The sequence below is a fragment of the Longimicrobium sp. genome (genome assembly GCA_036387335.1).
In the GTDB taxonomy this organism is placed as follows: Bacteria; Gemmatimonadota; Gemmatimonadetes; order Longimicrobiales; family Longimicrobiaceae; genus Longimicrobium.
The window spans coordinates 122,037-146,271 of sequence record DASVTZ010000203.1 but is presented as its reverse complement, the minus strand read 5'-3'; the positions used below and the strand labels follow the sequence as shown (position 1 = coordinate 146,271).

The window sequence follows — 24,235 nt, the reverse complement described above, 5'->3', positions numbered from 1 at the left end:
CCCGTGACAACCCCATCCTCACGCGGAGGCGCGGAGACGCGGAGGAACGAGCCACAGAGAACTTCTTTTCGCGGCTCTCTCTCTGTGTCTCTGTGTCTCTGTGCAAGCCTGCGGTCGCTGTTCTCTCAGCGTCTCCGCGTCTCCGCGTGAGCGCGCGGTTGCGGTTACAACGACCGCGGGGCGGCCCGGATCGCTCCGGACCGCCCCGCTTCGCCAGCACCCGCCGAGATCAGGTCTCGATGGTGGGCAGCGTGGTGCCGTACTTCGCGTTGATCGCGGCGGCGAAACGGCCCGCCAGGATCCGGTGCGCCTCCGTGGACGGGTGCACCCCGTCGAACGACATCAGCGACCCGAAGAAGTTGGGCGCCGCAAAGGCAGCCGTCGAGCCCGTCGGCGGCACGGGGCAGGTGGTGACCAGCGCCGTCTGGAACTGGGCCGGCGTGGTGGCGGAGGCCAGCGCCTGGCACTTGCGCAGCCGCTGCGCCCGGCCCTGCGTGTCACGCACCGTCAGGAACGACTCCAGGATCGTGTTCGGGTTGACGTACACCCAGTTGTTGGCGGTGGCCGCGGCCTGGATCGCGTTGTTGAAGGCCGTCACCCGCGCCGCCACGATCGCCTGCTCCGCCGCGTCCAGCACGAACGCGCCGCCCGCCAGCGTGCCGCTGCAGTCGATCTCCGGAACCGCGGAGGAGACGATCTGGAACGACACGAAGTTCTGCGCGAGCGGGTTCGGCTGCCCCAGCGCGGTGACCGGCGAGCAGTTGTTGTTCACCGTCTTGCCCTGGAACTTCCCCGTCGCGTCGCGCGACAGGAAGAAGTAGGCGCCCGGCTGGATGATGGGCGCGCCGCTCATGGCGTTGACCACGCCCACCAGCATCACGCCCTGCGGCGCCGCCGCCTTGATGGAGTCCACCAGCTGGGTGAGCTGGTTCTGGAAGGTGGCGAGCGGGGTGAGCGACGAGTCGGCCCGCGTGGGCGTCGGCCCCAGGAGCCCGCCCACCGTCGCCTCCAGCGCGTCGTTGTTCCCCACCCAAACCGACACGAAGGTCGGCTGGGCTTCCTTCATCGCCCGCACCTGCGTGCGCGGACCCACCAGCACGGTGTTCACCTGCCCCAGCTGGCCGCTGGGAAAGCGCAGGAGGTCCAGCAGGCGGGCGCCGGGCACCGCCACGTTCTGCACCCGGTTGACCGCCGCGCCCGCGGCCGAGCGGGCGCAGGTGGCCGCCGGCGCCGACGGGGTCAGCGGCGCGGTGAACGGCACCAGCGAGGCGCAGCCGGGCTGGGCGATGAGCGGGATGCCGAAGTTGGTGACCCCCGCCCGCTCCGCCAGCAGCACCGCGTACGAGCGCTGCTGCAGCGTGTCCACGATGCCGCCGGACTGGTAGCCGGCGGTGATCGAGTTGCCCATCGCCACGTAGCGCGCGAAGATGGCGCCGTTGGCCGGGAAGGGGGTGTTGATCAGCCCCTGGTCGTCGTCCACACAGGCGCCCAGCGACAGCGCCGCGGCGGCCATGGCGAGGAGCCGGAGCCGGCTCGTTCCAGATTTCATCCGAAGTTCTCCGAAGGGGATCGTTTGCAGGTTCCGGCGCATAGAGACGAGCGCGGGTGCGCGCCGGTCACTGCGCGGCGCCGTGGTGCCGGCCGAACAGGTACGACAGCGTCACGCCGAAGATGTTCGCGTCCGCCGTGTACACGCCCACGGCCGGCTCGCCCGGGCGCACCGAGCCGCGGCGGTCCGGCTGGCGAACGAGCTGGTACGCCAGGTCCAGCCCCAGGCTGCGCGTGAAGCGGTAGCCCAGCCCCGCCGTGAAGTAGTTGCGCTCCGACTCCGGAAGGAGCGGCGTGGCGCGCGGCGAGGCCTCGGTGTTGTACCGGAAGCCGGCGCGCAGCGCCAGCGCGTCCGTCGCCGCGAAGTCCGCGGCGAAGCGGAAGGTGTTGGTGTTCTGGTACCCCAGGTTCAGCACCCGGTCGGTCGCCGTCGCGTTCTCGAAGTCGATGTCCAGGCGGTCGAAGCTCTCCCACCCGGTCCGCTGGTAGTCCGCCATCACGTTCAGCCGCGGCGTGGCGGCGAAGTTGACGCCCACAACGAGCTGCGACGGGAACTCCATGGTGGTGCCGATCCCCTGGTCGCCCAGCGCGCCGCTGGCGATCTGCGCCGCGATCAGCGCGTCGATCCCCGGGTTGCCGGTGGGCACCTGCGTGAAGTCGGCGTCGCCGTCCATCTCCACTTCCACCGAGTGCAGGTAGCGCACGCCCAGCGAGGCGCGCTGGCTCAGCCGCGCGATGCCGCCCACGTGGAAGGTGACGCCGGTGCCCTCGCCCTTGAGGGTGGCGTCCGCCACGTCGATCCCGCGCAGCCCGGAGGTGCCCACGTCTGCGCGCTGGTGCACCTCGATGTTGCCGAGCACGTAGTCCACCCCGGCCCCCAGCGAGATGCGGTTGGGGACGAGCTGGAAGGCCACGGTCGGCTGGACGTAGATGCCGCGGAAGGCGTTGTCGTAGCCGGTGTAGCGCCCCTCGAAGTTGTTCTCGGGGGTGCAGGCGGAGGTGTTGGCGTCCGCGATGCTGCACACGTCCCACTTCAGCCCCAGCCCGTACGGCGCGAAGACGCCCACGCCCACCGCCAGCCGCTCGCCCGCGCGGTAGTTGACGAACGCCTGCGGCACGGGAACCGTCTCCGTGGCGCGGCGGATGGTGGGGTCGGCCAGGTTGTATCCGGGGTCGTAGCGGAAGGTGTTGCTGGAGCTGACCAGCGTCACGCCCAGGCTCACCGCGCTCCCCTGCATCGCCAGCCCGGCGGGGCTGAAGTACACCGCGGACCCGTCTTCGCACGGCATGGCCACGCCGGCGCCCACGCGACCGGTCATGCATGCGCTCTGCTGGTCTACGCCGGAGCCCTGGGCATGCAGGGCGGGAGTGCCGGCCGCGATGCACGCGACGGCCGCGGCACTGGCCATGGCCAGACTTCGTTTCATACGGGTCTCCTGTGGGTGTCGCTCTTGGATGGTCCCCGTGCGCGCGCGTCGAGGCGCGGCGGGGGTGCTGGACGGGATGGGTGTGCCCGGGCTAGGTGGCCTCACGATACACCCCGCCACCGCCCCGGTCAAGGCGATTCCGCGCGCGCATCCTTGGATTTAACGGTGGCGGCCACTGAGCCGCGCTCATTCGCGCAATGCCACGACCATCGTCCCCACCGCGTTGAGGAGGGCGACGCAGTTGGCGGCCACGAAGATCCTGTTCTTGAGGCGCAGCGAGTAGAGCAGGAAGAAGAAGCTCGCCACCGTCTGGAGCCCGAAGAAGAGGGGGTCCACCTCGCTCGCGCCCTCGTTGAGAGCCTTGATGAAGGTGTAGGTGAGCGAGCCCGCCAGTGTCAGGCACCCGATCCACCCCATCACCTGTACCCATCGCTTGTCCGCCGCGCGCCGCTTCGGTGCCATCCGCTTGCTCCCTCTGTTCACTTGTCTCTCGGGCCGATCCGGTAATGCACGGCTCGGGCCGCGCCGTGCGCAGGCAGTCGTTTTGCGATTGCCCCCCGGTTGCCGCCGGATTCGCCGGCGTCCTGGAGCGATTCGGGGGGAGCGTATGAACGACGTGGAGCGGACCTTCATCGCGGCGGGGAAGTCGCTCAGCCTGGTGTGGCTCACGGAGCCGACCGGGCGCTACCGGATCGTGGAGCCGTACATGGTCTTCGTCTCCACCACGGGCAAGCGCCTCTTCCACCTCTACCAGATCGGCGGCTACAGCTCCGGCGGGGTGCTGCGCGGGTGGAAGAACCCGGAGGTGTCACTCTTCGAGAGCGCGCAGGTAGTGGATCAACGCTTCACCCCGCGCGAGGCGTACAATCCTTTCAACGAGGAGATGTTCCCGGACGTCGTCTTCGCCACCCCCACGCGGGACGGGCGGGTGCGGGTGCCGGGGACGTGAGGGCCCCCTCCCCCCGACCCCCTCCCCCGCCTGCGGGGGCGCAGGGCGGGTGAGGGGGAGAACACCGTGTCCGCTGCACAGATCCGGTAGGGGCGCGATTCATCGCGCCCGTGTCCTCCGCCGCTCCACCGCCCGCGAACGGCACCGGATGCCCGCGCGTGACCGCGATTCGCACCGTCACGGGTAGGGGCAGACCTGCGTGTCTGCCCGCCCTCGCCGCCGCACCGCCCCCACGCCCGCGGCCCCGATCCCGTAGGGGCCGCCCCACGTGGCTGCCCGTGCCCGCCGCATCGCCGTAGCCCGCTTCTGTCATCCTGAGCAACGCGCCCCTCCGCCCTCTACCGCACCGCGAACTCTGGCGCGGAGCGAAGGATCTACTGCGCGTGGCACGGGGCTCGTGGTTCGACGCCGTCCTCCTGCCTCGCCGGCTAGATCCTTCGGTCGCCGCAGGAGTTTGGCGTGCGTGTGGGCTTCGGGTGGGCGGCTCCCTCAGGATGACATACGAACGCACTCACGAACTTCCGTTCAGCACATCCGCAAGCGGCTCCCGCCCATGCCAGCTCCCGCGCGTCCCCAGCAGCCGCAGGCGGGCGAAGAGTTCCTCGGAGTACCAGTTTTCCTCGCGGGTGCGGCGGACGGTTTCGGCGTGGGCGGGGCTGCCGTAGGCCCAGGCGGTCAGGGCCGCGGCGTTGCGCCACACGCTCAGCGTCGCCTGCTTGAAGTACGGCGCCTCGCCGACGCCGAAGCTGAGGAGGAGGTCGGGGTGGCCGCGCAGCGTGGCGTCCACGGGGGCGACGCGGCTCCAGAAGCGGAGGACGCGGCTGGGGCGGATGGTGGCGCGGGTGAGTACGACGACCGGGGCGGCGGGATCGGGGCGCTCCGGCGGATCTGGGACGAGCATCGGCTCCACACCGCCCCACCGCCCGTGCGCGGAGAGCGGAGCCATCACGATCGAGTACACCTCTTCGCCGCGCGCGCGGTACTGGCGCATCACGCGCGAATCCGCGTCGAAGCGCTCCCAGGCGGCCGCATCGTCCCAGACGGTGAAGAGCGCCCAGGTGCCGAAATCGGGGACGGCGCTGAAGCCGATCCCGCGCCCCGTCCCCAGCAGCCGCGCGAAGCGGAGCCCGGGCACGCGCGCCAGCAGGGGGCGTTGCGCGGCCATGTGCCACGCCCCCAGCAGCGCCCGCGCGGGGCGGTAGCGCACGACGGTGAGGACGGCGACGGTGCTCAAAGGCGCGCCAGCGTCCTCACGTCGTCGTCCATCCACTCCTGCTTCGCGCCCTCCGTGATGACGACGCGGAGCCGCCCCTCGCGGTCGATTCCGTACACGACGGCGGAGTGGGAGATCATCGCGGGCTTCGCGGGCGCCCCGCCGTGCTCGTGTGCGGCCGGAGGCGCGGCGGGCATGGTGTAGGCGCCGTAGCCCGCCATCGCGCGCGCCACCGACGCGGAGTCGCCCGTGAGGCCCACGGCCTGCGGGCCGAACTTCGACACGTAGCTCTTGAGCACCGGCGGCGTGTCGCGCTTGGGATCGTTGCTCACCAGGAGGATGCGAACGTCCTTGCCCGCTCGCCCCGCGGCGCGCACGGAGCGCTGCAGCCGCGCCATCGTGAGCGGGCAGACGTCCGGGCAGTTCGTGTAGCCGAAGAAGAGGAGCACGGGGTGCCCGCGAAAGCTTTCCAGCGTCGCCGGGCGCCCGTCGTGGTCCACCAGGGTCAAGGCGGGCGCGGGGCCGCTGTCGTCGTAGGTCGTGCCGTGGAAGGAGGCCGCGCGCCATCCGGCCGCTCCCCCCATCGCCGCCGCTCCGAGAGCCGCGGCGCATGCCAGCGCGATCGCCGCCCACAGTGCGGGGCGGCGCGATCCGTTCGCCATCAGGTGCTCCTGCGGTGTGGTTCGCGGCGGCCCGGCCCTTGCCGCCGCCGCGCCGGTAATCTACACCGCGACATGCGCTTGTGCCATTCGCGCGGGGGTGGCGCGGCAGGGGGGCGCGGGCTAGGTTGCGCCGCCGTTTGCGCGGGTGCGTCCGGGGCGATCAAGGAGGGGAGGATGGAGCTTGGGGAGCTGGAACGCATCGTGTCCGCCGCGTTCGCGGAGCGCGAGCGCCTGAAGGAACCCGCCACGCGCGAGGCCGTCGAGGAGACCATCGCCCTGCTGGACACGGGGCGGGTGCGGGTGGCGGAGAAGGTGGACGGCGTGTGGTGCGTCAACGCGTGGGTCAAGGAGGCGATCCTTCTCTACTTCGCCCTGCGCCCGCTGGAGCCGATGGAGGCCGGCGACCTGCGCTTCTTCGACAAGATCCGCACCAAGACTGACCTGCAGGCGCAGGGGATCCGCGTGGTGCCGCCGGGGGTGGCCCGCTACGGATCGTTCCTGGAGCCGGGGTGCGTGGTGATGCCGGGCTACGTCAACATCGGCGCGTACGTCGGCGCCGGGACGATGGTGGACACCTGGGCCACGGTCGGCTCGTGCGCGCAGATCGGCGCGGGGGTGCACCTCTCCGGGGGCGTGGGGATCGGCGGGGTGCTGGAGCCGCCGGGCGCGTCGCCGGTCATCATCGAGGACGGCGCCTTCATCGGCTCGCGCTCCATCGTGGTGGAGGGTGTGGTGGTGGAGGAAGAGGCGGTCCTCGGCGCGAACGTGGTGCTGACCGCATCCACGCCCATCGTCGACGTGACGGGGAGCGAGCCGGTCATCACCAAGGGGCGCGTCGCCGCCCGCTCGGTCCTGATCCCCGGCACGCTCCCCAAGGAGTTCCCGGCCGGCACCTTTCACGTCCCCTGCGCCCTCCGCATCGGCGAGCGCAAGGCATCGACGGACAAGAAGACGTCGCTGAACGACGTGCTGAGGACGTTCGACGTGCAGGTTTGAACAGAAGTGCGTTAGTGCGTTAGTGCGTGAGTGCGGGGTATGAGGACGGGGCGGGCGACAGGTGTTGACTGGTCCCTTTATTTGTCATCCTGAGCGACGCGCCGCACGGATCTCGCCCGTACACGAGTCTATGGCGCGTAGCGAAGGATCTACTGCGCGTGCTGAGAGGCTCGCCGGCGGTCCTCCTGCCTCGCGGGCTAGATCCTTCGGTCGCCGCAAGGAGTGCCGGAGTGCGCCGCGGAGATCGCGAGGGCGGCTCCCTCAGGATGACAAAGTGTGGGGGACCCATGGGTCCGCGGCGCACTAACGCACTAACGCACTAACGCACCAGTTCCGTACCCCAAGCCGAACCGAATCGTGACCCAACATACCGATCCCGAATCCCTCCGCCACGAGCTGTCCGAAAGAACGCTGGCGCTCTGCAAGATCCCGAGCGAGACGGGGGAGGAGGCGCTGATCGCCGAATGGGTGGAGGGGCAGTGCTCCGCCTTCGCGGGACCGGAATCGGTGAAGAGGATCGGCAACTCGGTGGTCTGCGATCCGCTGGGCGCGGAGGCGGCGCCGGGGCTGCCGGTGGTCGCGCTGGTCGGGCACCTGGACACGGTGAAGTGCGCCGAGGACCAGGCGTACGAGATCCGCGACGGACGCGTGTACGGCTGCGGCGCCACCGACATGAAGGCCGGCGTCGCGGTGATGCTCGCGCTGCTGGAGCGGTGGAAGGAGCTGGAGGGATCGCGCCCCGTCTGGATCTTCTACGATGGAGAGGAGGGGCCCAGCGAGGGGAACGGGCTGGAGGCCGTGCTCACCTGGCCGGAGCTCCCCGCCATCGACTTCGCCTTCATCCTGGAGCCCACAGACAAGGCGCTGCAGCCCGGCTGCATGGGCGTCCTCCACGCCAGCGTCACCGTGCCGGGTGTGCGGGCCCACAGCGCCCGCCCCTGGCAGGGCGAGAACGCCATCTACCGCGCCATCCCGCTGTTGCAGAAGTTCGCGGGGCTGGAGCGCCGCTGCATCACCTTCGGCGCGCTGGACTTCTACGAGGTCATCGTCGTGACGCAGGCGACCACGGCCAACTCCAAGAACGTGGTGCCGGACGCGCTGGTGCTCAACGTCAACTTCCGCTTCGCCCCCGGCAACACCGCCGAGAACGCCGAGCGCGAGCTGCGCGAGATCGTCGGCGACGCGGCCACGGTGGAGCTCATCGACGCCGCTCCCTCCGGCGAGGTGCACGCGGACCATCCGCTGATCCGCGAGTGGCGGGAGCGGCTGGCACTCGACATCCAGCCCAAGCAGGCGTGGACCGACGTGGCCCGCTTCACCGCGCACGGCATTCCCGCCGTCAACTTCGGCCCCGGCGAGACGTCGCAGGCGCACCAGGCGAACGAATGGTGCTCCATCGACTCGCTGGAGCACTGCTTCTCCGCCCTGTACCGGTACTTCCGCCCGTGAACCCGATCATGGAGCGGATCACGCCCTCGCTGATCCGCGCCCTCCACGCCCGCAAGCGCCCCGGCGACATCGACCTGGGACTTGGCGAGCCCGTGCTGCGCCCCGACATGCGCCTCTTCGAGGCCGCCCTGGAGCGCGTCCGCCAGAACGGTACGCCGTATTCGCCCAACGGCGGCTTCACCGAGCTGCGCGAGGCGATCGCGCTCCACCACGGCTATCCGGAGCGCACCGCCGCCGCCAACGTGTGCACCACCGTCGGCTCTGAGGAGGCCCTCTTCCTCGCGATCAAGACGACGCTGGATCCGGCGCGCGACGAGGTGCTGATCGTGGAGCCGTGCTACCTCGCCTATCCCAAGCTGTGCATCCTGGAGGGGATCCGCTACCGCACCGTCGCGCTCTCGGCGGAGGACGGCTTCGCGCCGCGGGCCGCGCCGGTGCTGGAGGCGCTGGGGCCGGACACGCGCATGGTCATCCTCAACTCGCCGTGCAACCCGACGGCGCGCGTGTGGCCTGAGGCCGAGCTGCGGGCGCTGGCCGAGGGGCTCGCGGCGCGCCCCGGCCCGCCGGTGTACGTGCTGGTGGACGAAGTGTATCGCGAGCTCTACTACGGGGCGGAGCCGCCGGCCTCCATGGCGACACTGTATCCGCACGCGCTCACTGTGGGATCGCTCTCCAAGAGCAACGCGCTGACCGGAATGCGCTCCGGATGGCTGATCGCGGACGCTCCCGTGATCGCGAACGCCATCAAGGTGCACGGGCTGGTGAACACGGCATCCAGCACGTTCAGCCAGTGGGTGGCGATGGAGGCGTTCACGCAGCCGGGCTCCCTGGCCGCGCACCGCCCGCTCTACGCCGAGCACCGCCGCGCGCTGCTGGCGCTGGCGGAGCGCCACGGGATCGAGCTGGTGCCGCCGGAGGGCGCGTTCTACGCCTTCATCCGCCTCCCCCCGCACCTCGCCGCCGACTCGATGGCCGCGGCGGAGCGCCTCCTGGACGAGCACCGCGTGGTCGCCGTCCCCGGCACCGCCTTCGGCCCCAGCGCCGAGGGCTGGCTGCGCATTTCCTGGGTCCCCGAGGAGGCCACGCTGGCCGAGGGGATGGCGCGCATGGCGGCGTTCTTCGGCAGCGCGTAATTCGCGCCGGATGGCCCGAAAACGGGTTTTCGGTCACGGAACTTGCCGCTCACGGGAAACACGCTCGCCCCGCAGGGTGTAGTGTTCTGCAACCCGGAGGAACTCATGGAAGCGTATCGAACGCGAGTACATGTGAACCAGGACGGCTCCGTCACACTCCCCGATCTGCCGTTCCAGGCAGGTGAAGAGGTGGAGGTGATCGTGCTGGCGGAGGCCCGCAGCTCGCGAGATGCGGCGCGCTATCCTCTTCGTGGCACCCCGCTACCCTACGTCGATCCTTTTGAGCCGGTAGCGCAGGACGACTGGGATGCACTCCAGTGATCGTGATAGACACCCACATCTGGCTGTGGTGGGTGAACGGTGATCCGCAGTTGACCAGCGCGCAGCGCACAGTGCTCTCCGACCACGAGAGCACCGGAATCGGGGTGAGCGCAATCTCGTGCTGGGAAGCGGCGAAGCTGGCACAGGCCGGGAGAGTTCGGTTTCCACGCCCCATAGCGGAGTGGATGGAACTGGCGCTCGGCTACCCCGGACTCCAGGTGTTGGAATTGACGCCTCGCATTGCGCTGGAGTCCACCCTTCTCCCAGGCGAGTTCCATCGAGACCCCGCGGACCAGATCATCGTCGCGACCGCGCGAGTCCTGAACTGCCCTCTGGTCACGTCCGACGCGCAGATCTTGCGCTATCCTCACGTCGAACGGCTGCCCTCCTGAGGTCGGGTGGCCGCATAGGTCACGTTCAACGGAGGCTCAGATGAAAGATCACCGGCGGAGTGCTGATGCCGGGACCGAGCACCCAGGCAACTTGCCACTCGAGCAGAGCGTTGGAACGACACCGAGGACGCGTGGAGGATCGAGGTGCGCCGTCGCGTCGCTCCGTTCCGGCGCGGTGCCGTCGGTTCCTGGCGAGCAGGTGTTCCGAGAGATCAAAGAGATGTAGCGGTGATCACCTGAGCGCTCCCGCTCCGATCAGGGCAGCACGAACACGATCGAACGGCAGCCCCTTGCGCAGTGCGCCCGGCGCCCCCGAGCTTGGGGAGGCCGGGCTTTTCCGTGCCGTGAACCGTCTTCGACCCCGCTCCGCCATGCGCATCGCAGCCGCACTGCTGGTTGGTCTCCTCGCGCTCCCGGGCGCCGCGCAGGCGCAGGAGACCGCGCGCCCCACCCGCGCCGATACGCTGCGCGGGACCATCACGCCGCAGCGGGCGTGGTGGGACGTCTCGTTCTACGACCTGGACGTGCGCATCGATCCGGCGGCGCAGAGCATAAGCGGGCGCACGGCGACCACGTACCGCGTGCTGCAGCCAGCCAGGGAGATGCAGATCGATCTGCAGATGCCGCTGGAGGTGGACAGCATGCTGCAGGACGGGCGCCGGCTGTCGTACCGCCGCGAGGGGAACGCCTTCTTCGTGACGCTCCAGTCGCCGCAGCGGGTGGGGGAGCGGAAGACGATCGCCGTGCACTACCGCGGAAAGCCGCGCGCCGCCCGCAACGCTCCGTGGGACGGCGGATTCGTGTGGGGGCAGGACAGCACGGGCGCGCCCTGGGTGGCCACGGCGGTGCAGGGGCTGGGCGCCAGCGCATGGTGGCCCAACAAGGACACGCAGGCCGACGAGCCGGACAGCCAGCGCGTCGCCATCACGGTGCCCGACCCGATGGTGAACGTCTCCAACGGCCGCCTGCGCAACACCCGCAAGAACGGCGACGGCACCACGACGTACGAGTGGTTCGTCAGCAAGCCGATCAACAACTACGACGTGGCCGTCAACGCCGGGAACTACACGCGCTTCAGCGACACGTACCAGGGGGAGAGGGGGCCGCTGACGCTGGACTTCTGGCCGCTGGCGTACCACGAGGCGGCCGCGCGCCGTCAGTTCGCGCAGGTGAAGCCGATGCTCGCCTGCTTCGAGCGATGGTTCGGGCCGTTCCCCTGGTACGAGGACGGCTACAAGCTGGTGGAGACTCCGCACCTGGGGATGGAGCACCAGAGCGCGGTGGCGTACGGCAACCACTACCAGAACGGCTACCGCGGCCGTGACCTGTCGCAGACGGGGGAGGGGCTGGACTGGGACTTCATCATCGTGCACGAGAGCGGGCACGAGTGGTTCGGCAACAACATCACCACGCGCGACATCGCGGACATGTGGGTGCACGAGGGGTTCACGAGCTACGCGGAATCGCTCTACATCGAGTGCCAGCGCGGCAAGGAGGCGGGCGCCCGCTACACCGTGGGGCTGCGCAAGAACATCGAGAACGACCGTCCCGTCGTCGGCCGCTACGGCATCAACGAGGAAGGGTCGGGCGACATGTACTACAAGGGCCACAACATGCTCCACACCATCCGCCAGGTGATCGGCGACGATGAGAAGTGGCGCGGCATCCTGCGCGGGCTCAACTCCACCTTTCGCCACCAGACCGTGACCGGCGAGCAGGTGCAGCGCTACGTGAGCCAGCAGGCCGGCATCGACCTGTCGCGCGTCTTCCAGCAGTACCTGACGACTACCAAGATCCCCGTGCTGGAGTACCGGGTGCTCAACGGGCAGCTCGGCTACCGCTGGACGAACGTGGTGCCCGGCTTCGCGATGCCGGTGCGCGTGTCGGTGCAGGGAGGGGCGATGCGGATGCTGCGGCCCACGGAGCGGTGGCAGTCGATGCCGCTGCGGTCGCGCGACGCCCTGCGGCTGCGGGTGGACGAGAACTTCTACGTGGAGTCGCGGCAGGCGGCCCGGTAGCGCGATGGACGTGACGGCGCTGGACGAGTTCGAGCGCGGGCTGCGGGCGCGCATCGGCTCCCCCGCGTTCGTTCGCCCCTTCGTGTGCGAGGGGTCGCCGCTGGAGTGCCGCGCGTTCATCGTGGGCTCCAACCCGGCGACGGCGCTGGAGCTGGACTACTGGAGCTTCTGGGAGCGCGGCTACGGCTTCCACCGCACGATCTGGGCGGAGGCGTCGCGCGCGCAACGCCGGGCGGCGGGGAAGGTGGAGATCACGCCCACGCGGCGGATGCTGGGGCGGATCATGAAGGAAGCCGCGCCGCTCCGTTGCCTGGACACCAACGTCTTCTGCACCCCCACGCCCGCCGAGCGCGACCTCGCCGCCGGCCTGCGCCGCACGGACGTCTTCGATTTCGTGCTGGAGGCGGTGCGCCCGGCCGCCCTGCTCGCCCACGGCAAGGAAGCGACAGAACACCTGCGCCGCCTCCTCAACATCGACCAGCTTTCCTCCGAGCGATTCGACTCCGTGCCGGTACCGTGGGGGAGCATGCGCGTGATGGCCGTGCGCCACCTCTCGCGCGGATGGTCGTATGCCGAGGCGGAGGGGCTGGGGCGCGCGCTACGGGATGCGGTGGCGGAGCCGGCATCGTAATTGGCTCACGCGGAGACGCGGAGGCGCAGAGAGGAAGAGCAAAAGAGGTTTTCTCTATGGCTTGCGGTTCCCTCTGTGGCCTCTGTGTGATGCTTTTTCTGTTGTTCTCTTCGCGTCTCCGCGTCTCCGCGTGAGGCCGCTGTTGGGGTGGGCGGCGCGTTTCTTTCGTCTGGGCCTCGCGACTGAACCCGAACGCGAGGCAGACCGATGGCGTCCCGCACCCCCCGTCCCGAGCTTCCGCCCGACCCGATCCGCGATCGCCTCAAGGACGTGAGGCTCGGGCTGCTGCGGCTCCACAAGGCGCTGATCGACGCCGAGCGCGGGGAGATCGAGCGGCGCAGCGGGCCCATGTCCAGCGGGCACTTCCTCCAGATGCTGATCCAGGACGAGGCGTTCGCGTGGCTGCGGCCCTTTTCCGAGCTGATCGTGCAGATGGACGAGGCGTTCGCCACGCGCGAGCCGATCCCGGAGGAGGACGCCCGCGCCTACGTGCGGCAGGTGGTGGCGCTGCTGGCCCCCGCGCCGCCGGCCGCCCAACGGCTCGACGAGCTGCGCCGCCGCGAGGGGATCGTGTGGGGCGCGCACGAGGAGCTCACCCGCCGCATCGCCGCCTTCCCGTCCGGCGCGGAGTAGCCGCGGCGGAACGCCGGGGCGGCGGCGGGGTCTAACGCCGCCACAGCCGTGCTTTGCGCGGGTTCACCCAGTTCGAGGAACGCTATGAACTACTTCCGTCTGCTCTGCGCCGCGGCGCTTTCGCTCGGCGTCTCCATTCCGGCGCAGGCCCAGGGCGCGCCGGCGCAGCAGGATACTTCGCCGGCCAACTGGTGGCAGCAGGAAGGCCGCTACCCGGGGATCGGCGCCGAGCGGCTCTACCGCGAGGTGCTGGCCAACCGCCGGCCCGCGCGCTCCGTCGTCGTCGCCATCATCGACTCCGGCACCGACGTGGCGCACCCCGACCTGGACGGGAGCCTGTGGACCAACCCGCGCGAGGTGGCGGGGAACGGCCGCGACGACGACGGCAACGGCTACGTGGACGACGTCCACGGCTGGAACTTCATCGGCGGGCGCGACGGGCGGAACGTGGGCGTGGACACCTACGAGGTGATCCGCATCTATGGCCAGCTCCGCCGCTACGAGGGCGCCAACCCGGACACGCTGCGCGGCGACGCCCGGCGCGAGTACGACCTCTTTCGCGAGGTCAAGCCGCAGGTGGAGCGGCAGCGGACCGGCGCGCAGCAGTCGCTCGCCGAGATCCGCGAGTACGAAAAGGTGCTGAACCGCGCGCTCGGCATCCTGCGCACGCAGGTCGGCGCCGACTCGCTGACGGTGGAGAACGTCACGCGCATCCAGTCGGTGCGGCAGGACGTGACGGCGGCGAAGCAGCTCTTCCTGGGCCTCGCGCAGCAGGGGTTCTCGCCCCGGCAGGTGATCGAGCAGCGCAAGGACCTTGAGGACCGGGTGCTCTATGCGCTGAACCCGGACTTCGACCCGCGCACCACCATCGTGGGCGACAACTACGCCAACGTCACGGAGCGGGTGTACGGGAACCGCGACGTCAAGGGTCCGTTCGGCGACCACGGCACGCACGTGGCCGGGATCGTGGCGGCGGAGCGGGGGAACGGGCTGGGGATCGACGGCGTGGCACCGGCGGGGACGCGCCTGATGATCGTGCGCACCGTCCCCAACGGCGACGAGCGCGACAAGGACGTGGCGAACGCAATCCGCTACGCGGCGGACAACGGCGCCAACGTCATCAACATGAGCTTCGGCAAGGGGTACTCGCCCCAGAAGCGCGCGGTGGACGACGCCGTGCGCTACGCGGAGTCCAAGGGCGTCCTCCTGGTGCACGCCGCCGGCAACGACGGCGAGAATCTGAACGAGAAGAAGAACTTCCCCACTCCCCGCTTCGAGGGCGGTGGCGCGGCGCGGAGCTGGATCGAGGTGGGCGCGTCGTCGTGGGAGGGGCCGGATCACCTCGCGGCGCCGTTCTCCAACTGGGGGAAGGGGCAGGTGGACGTCTTCGCGCCGGGCTCGCAGATCCTCTCCACCATCCCGGGCGGCGGCTACGAGCGCAACTCGGGGACGAGCATGGCCGCGCCGGTGGTGAGCGGCGTGGCGGCGCTGCTGATGTCGTACTTCCCGAACCTGACGGCGATGCAGGTCAAGCAGATCATCCTGGATTCCTCCACGAAGTACCCGGACCAGATGGTGGTGCGCCCCGGCACGGAAAACGAGCGCGTGCGCTTCGGCGACCTCTCGACGACGGGCGGCATCGTGAACGTGTACGCCGCCTTCCAGATGGCCGAGCGGATGAGGGGCCCCGCGCGGCGCTGAGCACCGGCAGGGCTGAATGAAAACGGGTCCGGAGCGTAGGCTTCGGACCCGTTTTCATCACAGGCGCGTCCAAAAAGCGATCTCTGTGTGAGCCTTGCAGTTTAGTGGCTCTTGGTCGCCGTGTCGCTCGGCGCGGTGGCCGGGGTGGCCGTGGCGCCGCCCGCGGTGCTGGCGTCGCTGGCCGTCGCCGTGTCGACAGGGGTCGCGGTGCCGGTCTGCGGGCCGGTGTTGTCGATGGTGCCGGTGGGGCCCGGGTCCAGGCTGTCGCCGGCCTTGGACTCCTGCTCGCCGCCGCCGCCGCACGCCGCGGCCAGGACGCAGAGCGCCGCCAGGGTGAGGGTACGTGCCTTCATGCGTGTCTCCTTCCGTCGCGAAGAAAGGCCCGCGCTCCCCGGTGGGGAAGCGCGGGCCAGGGTACCGCCGAGCGTCCGATTACTGCTTCGGAGCGGCCGAGTCGGTGGTCGTGGTCGTGCCCGTGGTGGTGGTCCCCGCGGCCGCGGCGGTCGTGTCCGCCGGCATGCCCGTGGTGCCGCCCATCGCGGCCGAGTCCATCGGCATCGGGGCGGTGGTCGCCGCGCCCATACCGGCGGTGTCGCTGGTGGTGGTCGTGGTGGTGGTCGCGGTGCTGTCGTTCGCCGCGCCCTCACCACCCTCGCCGCCCTCGCCGCCGCAAGCGGCGGAAGCGATCACGGCCATGGCGGTCACTGCAAGGAAACGTGCCTTCATTGGTATAACCCTCGGTCCGGTGTTTTGAAAAAAGTCCGGGCCCGCGCAGCGTTGCGCGAGCCCGGTGTGCCTCCCTGCTTACTGCTTCTTCGCGGTGTCGGTCGCGGTCGTGGTGGTGGTGCCACCCGCCTGCGCCTGGCCCTGCGTGGTGTCCGTCTGCGTGGTCGTGGTGGTGGTGGTCACCGCCGTGTCCTGCGTCGGAACGACCGCCGGCTGGCTCACCGTGTCCTGGCCCGCAACCACCGCCGTGTCCTGCGTGGTGGTCGAGTTCTCGGCGGTCCCGCCTTCCTCGCCCTCACCGCCGCCGCACGCGGCGGTGGCAACCAGGGCGGCCATCGCGAACGCGGAGAAGATACGTGCCTTCATGGTCTGTTCCTCGGATCTGAGGGTGTTCGGGCCGGTCCTGGGATCGGCCGTGCCCGTGGTGTGGCGCCGCTACGGATGTGCCGCGGGCGCCGCGCTGTCGTGCTGCATGTGGCCCTGCTCTGCCGCCGCGCTGTCCGCCGCTTCCGGCGCCGCCGTGGTGCGGGCGATCGCCGAGTCGGTGGTCGTCGATGCCGGGCCCGTTGCCGCCGCCGTGTCGATGGTGACCGCCGGCGCCGGCGCGGAGTTGACCTCCGCGGGCGTGCCGCCTTCCAGCGCGGTGCCGGTGTTCCTGTCGCCCTTGGCCGCCTCGTTGGCGCACGCGGCCGCAAGGACCAGTGCAAAGGCGGAGAGGGTGCGAAGCTTCATCGGGCGGTGCTCCTGCTCGTTCCGGGGTCCGGCGATCCGCGTTCCAGTTGGGCACGTTATAGGCAACGGGTGTGCCCCATGCGGCCCAGGCGCCGTCTTGTAGCCAAAAGCCGCGCCGCTGCTTAGCTTTCACCCCGTGGTGTCCCTTCCAGGAGCGTGTCCGGTGCCCCTGTTTGCAACCGCCGGAGGTGTTCAGTGAACACCGTCCGGCCGTTCAGTGAACGAACGCTGTTCCATGCCCGCCCCGCAGCGACGGTGCGGCGCCTGTCGCTGCGCGCCAAGGTCTTCGCCCTTTTCGCGGGCGCCGCGCTGCTGATGCTGGTGCCCGCGCTCCTGCTGATCGCGGACGCGGTGGAGCGCGAGGTGTACGCGCGGGCCACGGGACAGCTGAGCGACGCGCTGGAGGAGTTGCGGGTGGACTGGGCGGATCGCGACGACAACCTTGCGCAGAGCGTGGCCACGCTCACCGTGGATCCGCGCGTGGCCGACGCCTGGAGCAATCCGGGGGCACTGCGGCAGCGCATCCGCGAGAACGTCCAGAAGCTGGAGGTGATCGCGGTGGACAGCACCGGGCGCAGGCTGGCCGGGCACAGCCTGGACGAGGAGACGCTCCGCGTTCTGGCCGCGGACACGGCGCGGCGGGGGACGCGGATCGTGCTGGCGCCGGGCCCGCGCGGCCCCGTGCCGCTGCGGCTGGCGTCGTCGCCGATGGAGCGCGTCACCTGGTCCGACTCGCTGATGGTGGCGGACACGGTGCGGCTGGGGACGGTGGCCGTCGGATCGCAGCTCACGGCCACCGGGCTGAGCAAGGACCTCCAGTCCACCGGCACCGACGTGGCGCTGATCGTGGGCGACTCGCTGCTGGGGGTGACGCTGCCGGACACCTCCCTGGTGCCGGAGGTGCGCGCGCTGAAGCTGAACGAGCTGCGCACGGGCCCCAAGCGGGTGCTCCTGGGCGGCCAGCCCTACCTCACCACGGTGTCCAGCCTCCCCACGCGCGGGCTGGCGGCCACCGTGATCCTCTTCCGCCCGGTGACGGACGAGCTGGGGATCGCGCGCGCCATCACGCAGTCGCTGTGGGCGATCGGGGTGGCGGCGCTCCTCCTGGCGCTCCTTCTGGCCGCGGTGGTGTCGCGCATCGTGGCGCGCCCCACGCAGGTGCTGGCCGAGGCCTCCGTGCGGCTGGCGCGCGGCGACTACGCGGCCCCCCTCCCGCGCCCGTCGGACGACGAGATCGGGCAGCTGGCGCGTGCGTTCGGCGACATGCGCGAGGCCATCTTCGCGCGTGAGCAGCGGCTGCGGTCCGCGCAGGCGGAGATGATCCACCGCGAGAAGCTGGCTGCGATGGGGCGCCTCGTCGCGCAGCTCTCGCACGAGATCAACAACCCCATCTACAACATCCAGAACTGCCTGGAGGCGCTGGAGCGGCGCGGCGACCCGCGCGATCCCAACCGCGAGTTCCTCACGCTGGCGCAGGAGGAGCTGCTGCGCATGGCCGGCCTCACGCGCCGCCTCCTCGACCAGAGCCGCCCCCTCTCCGACGCCGTAGCCCCCACCGACCTGAACGCGGTGGTGCGGCGCGTCCTGACGCTGGCGGGCGCGGAGATGGAGACGCGCGGCGTGGAGGTGGAGACGGCGCTGGACCCGACCCTGCCGCGCGTGACCGTGCACCCGGAGGCGATCCAGCAGGTGCTCGCGAACCTGGTCTACAACGCGGGCGACGCCATGCCCGGCGGCGGCACCCTGCGCGTGGTGAGCCGCGTGGCCGACGACGCCGTGGAGGTGATCGTGGAGGACACGGGCACCGGCATCGCCGAGCACGACCTGCCGCACATCTTCGAGGCGTTCTACACCACCAAGCCCGGCATCGCGGGGATCGGCCTGGGCCTCTTCGTCTCCGAGGGTATCGTGCGCGGCCACCGCGGCCGCCTCTCGGTGGAGAGCACCGTCGGCCGCGGCAGCCGCTTCACCGTCCGCCTCCCCCGCGAAACCCTCGACGAGACCCTCGCCGAAGCCCCCGCCGAGCCCGCCACTGCCGGCGCCGCGGTCTGAAGACGCACTAACGCACTAACGCACTTTTCCCGGGACTACCGTTGACGACCGAAACACCCCGCATCCTCATCATCGACGACGACCGCGCTTTCCGCGTAGGGACCGGCGCGCTCCTGGCCGACGAAGGGTACGCCGTGGACGCGGCGCCTGGCGGCGACGAGGGGCTGGATAGGCTGCGCAGCGACCACTACGACATGGTGCTGCTGGACCTGAAGATGGAGGGGCGCACCGGGCTCTCCGTGCTCCAGGAGCTGCGCGTATCCGGCAACGACGTGCCCGTTCTCATGCTGACCGGCTACGCCACCGTGGACAGTGCGGTGCAGGCGCTGAAGCTGGGCGCGGACGACTACCTGACCAAGCCCTGCGACAACCACGTGCTTCGCCAGAAGATCCGCACCGTCCTCGCGCGCCGCGAGCCGGTGCTGGGTGCGGGGGCACGGCGGCTGGTGGCGACCACCACCAAGATGCGCGAGGTGCTCCGCGCCATCTCCCGCGTCGCCCCCACGGAAAGCACCGTGCTGCTGCGTGGTGAGACGGGCTCGGGGAAGGAGGTCATCGCCCGGGCCCTTCACGAGGAAAGCCCGCGGCGGGCGCGGGCCTTCGTGGCGGTCAACTGCTCGTCGCTGGCGGAGGGGCTGCTGGAGAGCGAGCTCTTTGGCCACGCGCGCGGAGCCTTCACCGGCGCCGTCACGGACCGCAAGGGGCTGTTCGAGGAGGCCAACGCCGGCACGCTCTTCCTCGACGAGATCGGCGACGTTTCGCCGGCAATGCAGGCCAAGCTGCTGCGAGTGCTGCAGGAGCGGGAGGTGGTGCGGGTGGGGACGTCGCGGCCCGTGTCGGTGGACGTGCGCGTGGTCGCGGCCACGCACCAGGACCTGGAGGCGATGGTGGAGGAGGGGCGCTTCCGAAAGGATCTCTACTTCCGCCTCAAGGTCTTCCAGATCCGCGTTCCGCCGCTGCGCGACCACCCGGACGACATCCCCGCGCTGGTGGCCGCCGCGCTCGCTCGCTGGAACGAGCGCAGCGAAGCCTCGCGCCGCGTGGCCGGCGTCTCCGACGAGGCGATGGAGCTCCTCACGGCGTACGACTGGCCGGGCAACGTGCGCGAGCTGATGGCGGCGGCGGAGTACTCGTGCATCGTGTGCGAGGGCGGCCGCATCCTCCCCTGCCACCTGCCGGAGGAGATCCGTGAGGGCGCCGGCACTTTTGCCACGGGCGACGGCCGCAAGGCGGGCGCCGTGGATTCACGCCCCGAGATCGGCCGCCGCTACCAGGCCCCTGATTCCGACGCCGAGCGCGAGGCGATCCGCTCCGCCCTCGAGGAGGCCAACGGCAACCGCACCAAGGCCGCCGCCGCCCTGGGGATGGGGCGCACGACGTTGTGGCAGAAGCTCAAGGAGTACGGGTTGTAGGGGGGCGGTGCTGGAAACCCTGGTGACCGGCTGGTGACCGGCTGGTGACCGGCGGTTGAAACCGCTGCAACAACCGCGGGAAACCTGCCTTCGCAGGTTTGCGGGAGGTGGGATTGGTGCCCGGAGTACCGGGGGATGAATCCCCCGGCTGGAACCACGCGAAGCCCACTGAAGTGGGCTCGAGTAACGCGAATCTCGCCCGCGAGTCCGCGAAGGCGGACTTTGTGCTTTTGTTGCCGCGAGTTCACTCGCCCGGCGCGGCTAGGACCCAGGTCACCCAGCCATCACTCCACCACGATCGTCCCCTTCATCGACGGGTGCGGCTCGCAGTGGTAGGGGAAGCGGCCGGCATCGGTGAAGGTGTGCTCAAAGGTGGTGTTGGGAGTGATCAGGCCCGAGTCCCAGCTCTCGGCGCCCTCGGCGTCGGAGGTGGAGGAGTGCTGGACGCCGTCGCAGTTGGCGAAGATCACGCGCGTGCCGGGGCGCACCCGCAGCTCGCCCGGACCGAAGGCGAAGTTGCGGATGCGCACCACGTTGGCCTGCGTGCCGCCGCAAAGCTCGGCCGCGCTCCCGCCCGTGCTCCCCGCCACCCGCTCGGAGAAGCACCCGCCCAGCGATGCCGCCACGACCGTCGTGGCAAAGGCCGCGCAGCCGAAGCTGTAGATCGATTTGATGGTCATTTGACGATCACCACTCCCTTCATGAACGGGTGCGGGGTGCACTGGAAGTTGTAGGTGCCCGGCGCGGTGAAAGTGTGCCGCCACACCCGCCCCGGCTCGATCAGCCCCGAGTCGAACGAGCGGTCCACCGCCGTCACCGTGTGCGCCAGCGCGTCGCTGTTCGTCCACTCCACCGTCGTCCCCGCCGCGATCTCGATGCGCGCGGGGACGAAGGCCAGGTTGCGCATCCCGGCCTTGAACACCGGTCCCGTGGCGGGAGCGGAGGGGGACGCGGGTGGCGCCGTGGCGGGAGCGGCGGTGGGAGCAGCGGGCGCGGGGTGCTCGGGCGCGGCCGGCTGCGCGCCGCCACCGCCGAACCAGCGCGCCAGCGTCACCGGGATGGTGAACTCGAAGCCGTAGCGGATCTCCTTCTCCCCGCGCGACGAGCCCTGCAGGGTGTACGCGTTGGTGTTGGCAGCCTGCAGCGAGAGCGTGTGCGGCGTGTGCGGGAGGGCGACGTGCAGCCCCGCGCTCCACGCCATCCGCTCCTCCGGCGTGCGGTCCATCAGCGTCGCCACGTCGCCGGCGAGGGCGAGGTAGCGCGAGATGCGCAGCGTTCCGCCGCCCGCCACGGCGAAGCGCGTCTGCCCCGCGATGAGCGGATCGGAAAGGACGCGGGCGGCGGTCATCAGGCGAACGGGGCCCTGGCGCCGGGCCAGCGTCACTTCGCCGTCCACACCCGCGGCGGCGAGGTTGTAGGCGACCTGCGCCGCGACGTCGGCGGGCGAGCCGGCATCCTGCGCGAAGAAGGCGTGGCGCGCCCACAGCTCCCACTCGTTGGGATAGCGCGGCGCGAGCTGCGAGTTGGTGGCGTAGTGGGCACCCACCAGGGTGCGCATGGGGAGCCCCGCCGCCACCGTAAAGGTGGGGACGTTGATCACCTTGCGCTCCGGCGCCGAGCTCGCGGTGAAGCGGTGCATGAAGTGGAAGTACAGCTGACCGCTGTTCCCCACCCATCCCCCCGTCACGTTGGGCGAACGGTCCAGCAGCGACTGGGCGTGCGCCGCGGGGGCGCTGAGCGCGAGAAGGATGAGGGCGGCGGCTGGGATGGGCTTCGGCACGATCGGGCTCCGGTGCGTTGGGCGGCGGGCGGCGCGCGGATGCACGCCGCCCGTTCGCGTCTACTGGACGGTGAGGACTCCCTTCATCCCCATCGCCATGTGCGGCATGCAAAAGAACTCGTAGCGGCCCGGCTTCACCCCGGCGAAGCTGACGGTGTAGGCGCCGTTGGCTTCGGTGACCAGCGGCCCCCAGAGCGCCTGGATCTGCGCCGGCATCCCGGCCGAGAGGGCGCGCTCGGCGTCGTCCGGCACCTTGGCCGGATCGAAGGAGACGTTGTGCGGGCCGCCGCTGGCGTTGACGAAGCGAACCCGGTCGCCGGCCTTGATGGTGAGGCTCGCCGGCTCGAAGCGGGCGGTGCTCCCCACCATCACCATCTTCACCTCGTGCGTGGTGGGAGGCGTGTCCGCCGACGCGCGGACGGCGAAGGGGGCGATGGCGAGGACGAGCGCCGCGAGGATGGTCGTTTTGCGCATGGTATGGCTCCGTTCGATGAGTGTGGTTGGACGCGTCACTGGACGACGACGCGCCCCTGCATGCCCGCGTGACGGGTGCACTGGTAGTCGTAGCTTCCCGCGGTGGTGAACTGGCGCGCGACGTTGCCGCTGCGGGTGTCGGGGATGTTGCCTCCCGTGGGCGCCGCGCCGCTGAAGGTGACGTTGTGCGTGGCCCCGCTGATCTGCCACGTCACCGTGCCGCCCGCCGTGATGGTGACCGTCTGCGGCGCGAACGTCTCGCCCGGCGTGGTGACCGTCGCCGACGAGCTGCCCGGCGGCGGAGGCGGCGGTGTCGTGCCCCCACCCGTGGTCACGGTCACAGTCGTCGAGCCCGTGCGCGTGACGCCGCCGGAGGTGATAGAGGCGGTGATCGTCGCGCTCCCCGCCGCCACGCCCGTGACCAGGCCCGTGCCGCTGACGGTGGCGCGTGTGGCGTCGCTGGTGGTCCAGGTGGCCGCTGGCAGGCCGGACATCGGCTGGCCGTTCTGGTCGAGCGGGGTCGCCAGGAGCTGGGCGGTGGATCCCGCGGCCACGCTCGGCGCGCCCGGCACCACGGACACGGAGGTGAACACCGCCGCCGACGCGCCGCCCTGCACGATGACGGTGCCCGTCTCGTTGTGGTTCTCGTGGCGCGCGCAGCGGTACGTGTAGCTGCCCGCCGCGGGGAACGTGCGCGTGACGGACTGTCCCTCGTCCATCTTGGGGATGTTGCCCCCCGGAGGCGCCGTGCCCGTCCAGGTGACGTCGTGCTCGTCGTCCACCATCGTCCACGTCACCGTGCCGCCCGGGGTGATGGTGACGCTGGCGGGTGAGAAGGCGTGCTCCAGTCCGCGGACCGTCGCGCTGCTGCTTCCGCCGCCGCCCGGAGGTGGCGCGCTCGCGGTGACGGTGATGGTGGCCGTCGCCGTCTGCGTGACCCCGCCCGAGGTGAGCGATGCCGTGATCGCCGCCGTCCCCGCCGCCACGCCGGTGACGACGCCCGCGGGGCTCACCGTGGCCACCGATGCGTTGCTGGTGCTGAACGTGGCGGCCGGCAGTCCCGTCATCGCCTGGCCGCTCCCGTCGCGCGGGGTGGCCGTCAGGGGCAGCGTCGACCCCGCCGCCACCGCGCCCGATGCGGGCGACAGTGCGAGCGAGGCGAAGGTGGCGCCCGCCGGCCGCGTAACCGTCACCTGCACGCCGGCGGTGCGCGTGGCCCCCGCGGCGGTGAGGGAGGCCGTAATCGTGGCCGTCCCCGCTCCCACGCCGGACACCACACCGCTGCCGCTGACCGTGGCCACGGCGGCGTCGCTGCTCGTCCAGGTGGGCGCCGGGAGCCCGCTCATCGCCGTCCCCGAAGCGTTCACGGGTGTGGCGGATAGCTGCAGGGTGCCGCCCGCGGTGACGCTGGCGGTGGTGTGGCTCAGGGTGAGTCCGGCGGGGGCGGTGATCTCGCCTCCGTTGCCGGACCCGTTCTCCGACGGCGTCGTGGCCGCCCCGCCGCCGCCGCACGCGGCCAGCGCGGCGAGGGCCAGAACAGTGATCAAGGGCTTGTACATCGGGGGGTCCCTTCCGCTGCGAGGATCTCCCGTCGGATGGGAGTCGTTTGTTTCGTGCCCTGTGCAAAGGCAACACGGGGACCGGCCCCATCGCGCGCGCGAGCCGCGCCGCAACCCGTTGCAAGGGCGGTGGTTGGATGTGTGGTGCGTGGCGGGTGGACTGGAGCGCGGCGGGATCGGTGTGTAGCGCAGCGATACACCGTGTCGTGCGGGAGGACAGGCCCGTTGGTGAGGATGGCGCGCGGGCGGGCACGGGCAGCCACGTGGGGCGGCCCCTACGGTGTTGGTTGCCGAACGCAGGGGTGGAGGCCGGGGCGGGGGAGGGCAGACACGCAGGTCTGCCCCTACGAGGTTGGTGCGGAGGGGCGGAGATCGGAACGCGGTCGGGCACGGGCGCGATAAATCGCGCCCCTACCGGGATGTTGCC

General features: G+C 70.8%; 25 protein-coding genes. 12 read left to right on the top strand and 13 right to left on the bottom strand.

The window, feature by feature from the left end; translation table 11 throughout:
* Positions 1-229: 229 nt before the first annotated feature.
* The 3 genes from VF647_20690 to VF647_20680 all read right to left on the bottom strand — a co-directional run bounded on the left by VF647_20690 (position 230) and on the right by VF647_20680 (position 3,437).
* A complete protein-coding gene (locus VF647_20690; GenBank protein ID HEX8454511.1) occupies positions 230-1,549 on the bottom strand; it encodes an SGNH/GDSL hydrolase family protein in 1,320 nt (439 codons plus the stop codon).
* A gap of 67 nt (positions 1,550-1,616) precedes the next feature.
* Positions 1,617-2,975 carry an outer membrane protein transport protein gene (locus VF647_20685; protein HEX8454510.1) on the bottom strand — a complete coding sequence of 453 codons (1,359 nt, stop codon included), beginning with the start codon at positions 2,973-2,975 and terminating at the stop codon, positions 1,617-1,619.
* Positions 2,976-3,161: 186 nt separating this feature from the next.
* Positions 3,162-3,437 (bottom strand): hypothetical protein, encoded by a 276-nt coding sequence (locus VF647_20680; GenBank protein HEX8454509.1) that lies wholly within the window; start codon positions 3,435-3,437, stop codon positions 3,162-3,164.
* A gap of 145 nt (positions 3,438-3,582) precedes the next feature.
* On the opposite strand from VF647_20680, the gene VF647_20675 reads away from it, so the two are divergent.
* A complete protein-coding gene (locus VF647_20675) occupies positions 3,583-3,924 on the top strand; it encodes a hypothetical protein (protein ID HEX8454508.1) in 342 nt (113 codons plus the stop codon).
* A 511-nt stretch (positions 3,925-4,435) separates the two neighbouring features.
* On the opposite strand, the gene VF647_20670 is transcribed toward VF647_20675, so the two are convergent.
* Both VF647_20670 and VF647_20665 read right to left on the bottom strand, forming a co-directional pair.
* Positions 4,436-5,158: a hypothetical protein gene (locus tag VF647_20670; protein HEX8454507.1), complete on the bottom strand. Its 723-nt coding sequence runs from the start codon at positions 5,156-5,158 to the stop codon at positions 4,436-4,438.
* Positions 5,155-5,799 (bottom strand): SCO family protein, encoded by a 645-nt coding sequence (locus VF647_20665; GenBank protein ID HEX8454506.1) that lies wholly within the window; start codon positions 5,797-5,799, stop codon positions 5,155-5,157. Before VF647_20665 ends, VF647_20670 begins: the two co-directional genes overlap by 4 nt.
* A 174-nt stretch (positions 5,800-5,973) precedes the next feature.
* On the opposite strand from VF647_20665, the gene VF647_20660 reads away from it, so the two are divergent.
* From VF647_20660 to VF647_20620, 9 genes are all read left to right on the top strand, one after another.
* Positions 5,974-6,795 (top strand): 2,3,4,5-tetrahydropyridine-2,6-dicarboxylate N-succinyltransferase, encoded by an 822-nt coding sequence (locus VF647_20660; GenBank protein HEX8454505.1) that lies wholly within the window; start codon positions 5,974-5,976, stop codon positions 6,793-6,795.
* A gap of 357 nt (positions 6,796-7,152) precedes the next feature.
* Positions 7,153-8,244 carry a succinyl-diaminopimelate desuccinylase gene (gene dapE, locus VF647_20655; protein HEX8454504.1) on the top strand — a complete coding sequence of 364 codons (1,092 nt, stop codon included), beginning with the start codon at positions 7,153-7,155 and terminating at the stop codon, positions 8,242-8,244.
* Positions 8,241-9,377 carry a pyridoxal phosphate-dependent aminotransferase gene (locus VF647_20650; GenBank protein HEX8454503.1) on the top strand — a complete coding sequence of 379 codons (1,137 nt, stop codon included), beginning with the start codon at positions 8,241-8,243 and terminating at the stop codon, positions 9,375-9,377. The genes dapE and VF647_20650 overlap by 4 nt, the downstream gene beginning before the upstream one ends.
* A gap of 105 nt (positions 9,378-9,482) precedes the next feature.
* Entirely contained in the window at positions 9,483-9,698 is a 216-nt protein-coding gene (locus tag VF647_20645; protein ID HEX8454502.1) for a hypothetical protein, read from the top strand.
* Complete coding sequence (locus VF647_20640) at positions 9,695-10,090, top strand: type II toxin-antitoxin system VapC family toxin (GenBank protein HEX8454501.1); 396 nt, start codon at positions 9,695-9,697, stop codon at positions 10,088-10,090. Before VF647_20645 ends, VF647_20640 begins: the two co-directional genes overlap by 4 nt.
* A gap of 371 nt (positions 10,091-10,461) precedes the next feature.
* Complete coding sequence (locus tag VF647_20635; protein ID HEX8454500.1) at positions 10,462-12,108, top strand: M1 family metallopeptidase; 1,647 nt, start codon at positions 10,462-10,464, stop codon at positions 12,106-12,108.
* Between the two features lie 4 nt (positions 12,109-12,112).
* Positions 12,113-12,739, top strand: coding sequence for a hypothetical protein (locus tag VF647_20630; GenBank protein HEX8454499.1), 627 nt, complete (start codon positions 12,113-12,115; stop codon positions 12,737-12,739).
* Positions 12,740-12,946: 207 nt separating this feature from the next.
* Positions 12,947-13,372, top strand: a complete 426-nt coding sequence (locus tag VF647_20625) for a hypothetical protein (protein HEX8454498.1) — start codon at positions 12,947-12,949, stop codon at positions 13,370-13,372.
* 84 nt (positions 13,373-13,456) lie between these two features.
* On the top strand, positions 13,457-15,073 hold the full coding sequence (locus tag VF647_20620) for a S8 family peptidase (protein HEX8454497.1): 1,617 nt from the start codon (positions 13,457-13,459) through the stop codon (positions 15,071-15,073).
* Positions 15,074-15,174: 101 nt separating this feature from the next.
* On the opposite strand, the gene VF647_20615 is transcribed toward VF647_20620, so the two are convergent.
* The 4 genes from VF647_20615 to VF647_20600 all read right to left on the bottom strand — a co-directional run bounded on the left by VF647_20615 (position 15,175) and on the right by VF647_20600 (position 16,531).
* Positions 15,175-15,426 (bottom strand): hypothetical protein, encoded by a 252-nt coding sequence (locus VF647_20615; GenBank protein ID HEX8454496.1) that lies wholly within the window; start codon positions 15,424-15,426, stop codon positions 15,175-15,177.
* A 79-nt stretch (positions 15,427-15,505) separates the two neighbouring features.
* Entirely contained in the window at positions 15,506-15,799 is a 294-nt protein-coding gene (locus VF647_20610) for a hypothetical protein (GenBank protein HEX8454495.1), read from the bottom strand.
* 78 nt (positions 15,800-15,877) lie between these two features.
* Positions 15,878-16,165, bottom strand: a complete 288-nt coding sequence (locus VF647_20605) for a hypothetical protein (protein HEX8454494.1) — start codon at positions 16,163-16,165, stop codon at positions 15,878-15,880.
* A 69-nt stretch (positions 16,166-16,234) separates the two neighbouring features.
* The gene (locus VF647_20600) at positions 16,235-16,531 is read right to left on the bottom strand and encodes a hypothetical protein (GenBank protein HEX8454493.1); all 297 of its coding nucleotides are present in this window, start codon (positions 16,529-16,531) and stop codon (positions 16,235-16,237) included.
* Between the two features lie 195 nt (positions 16,532-16,726).
* On the opposite strand from VF647_20600, the gene VF647_20595 reads away from it, so the two are divergent.
* Positions 16,727-18,583: an ATP-binding protein gene (locus VF647_20595; protein ID HEX8454492.1), complete on the top strand. Its 1,857-nt coding sequence runs from the start codon at positions 16,727-16,729 to the stop codon at positions 18,581-18,583.
* 41 nt (positions 18,584-18,624) lie between these two features.
* Complete coding sequence (locus tag VF647_20590) at positions 18,625-19,995, top strand: sigma-54 dependent transcriptional regulator (protein HEX8454491.1); 1,371 nt, start codon at positions 18,625-18,627, stop codon at positions 19,993-19,995.
* A gap of 284 nt (positions 19,996-20,279) precedes the next feature.
* Here the strand turns inward: VF647_20590 and VF647_20585 are convergent, their stop codons facing one another.
* Genes VF647_20585 through VF647_20570 form a run of 4 tightly spaced genes read right to left on the bottom strand, consistent with a single transcriptional unit; the run spans position 20,280 to position 23,808 of the window.
* The gene (locus VF647_20585) at positions 20,280-20,675 is read right to left on the bottom strand and encodes a plastocyanin/azurin family copper-binding protein (protein HEX8454490.1); all 396 of its coding nucleotides are present in this window, start codon (positions 20,673-20,675) and stop codon (positions 20,280-20,282) included.
* On the bottom strand, positions 20,672-21,775 hold the full coding sequence (locus tag VF647_20580) for a cupredoxin family copper-binding protein (GenBank protein ID HEX8454489.1): 1,104 nt from the start codon (positions 21,773-21,775) through the stop codon (positions 20,672-20,674). Before VF647_20580 ends, VF647_20585 begins: the two co-directional genes overlap by 4 nt.
* 60 nt (positions 21,776-21,835) lie before the next feature.
* Positions 21,836-22,249 (bottom strand): plastocyanin/azurin family copper-binding protein, encoded by a 414-nt coding sequence (locus VF647_20575; protein HEX8454488.1) that lies wholly within the window; start codon positions 22,247-22,249, stop codon positions 21,836-21,838.
* 35 nt (positions 22,250-22,284) lie between these two features.
* Positions 22,285-23,808 carry an Ig-like domain-containing protein gene (locus VF647_20570; protein ID HEX8454487.1) on the bottom strand — a complete coding sequence of 508 codons (1,524 nt, stop codon included), beginning with the start codon at positions 23,806-23,808 and terminating at the stop codon, positions 22,285-22,287.
* Positions 23,809-24,235: the final 427 nt, after the last annotated feature.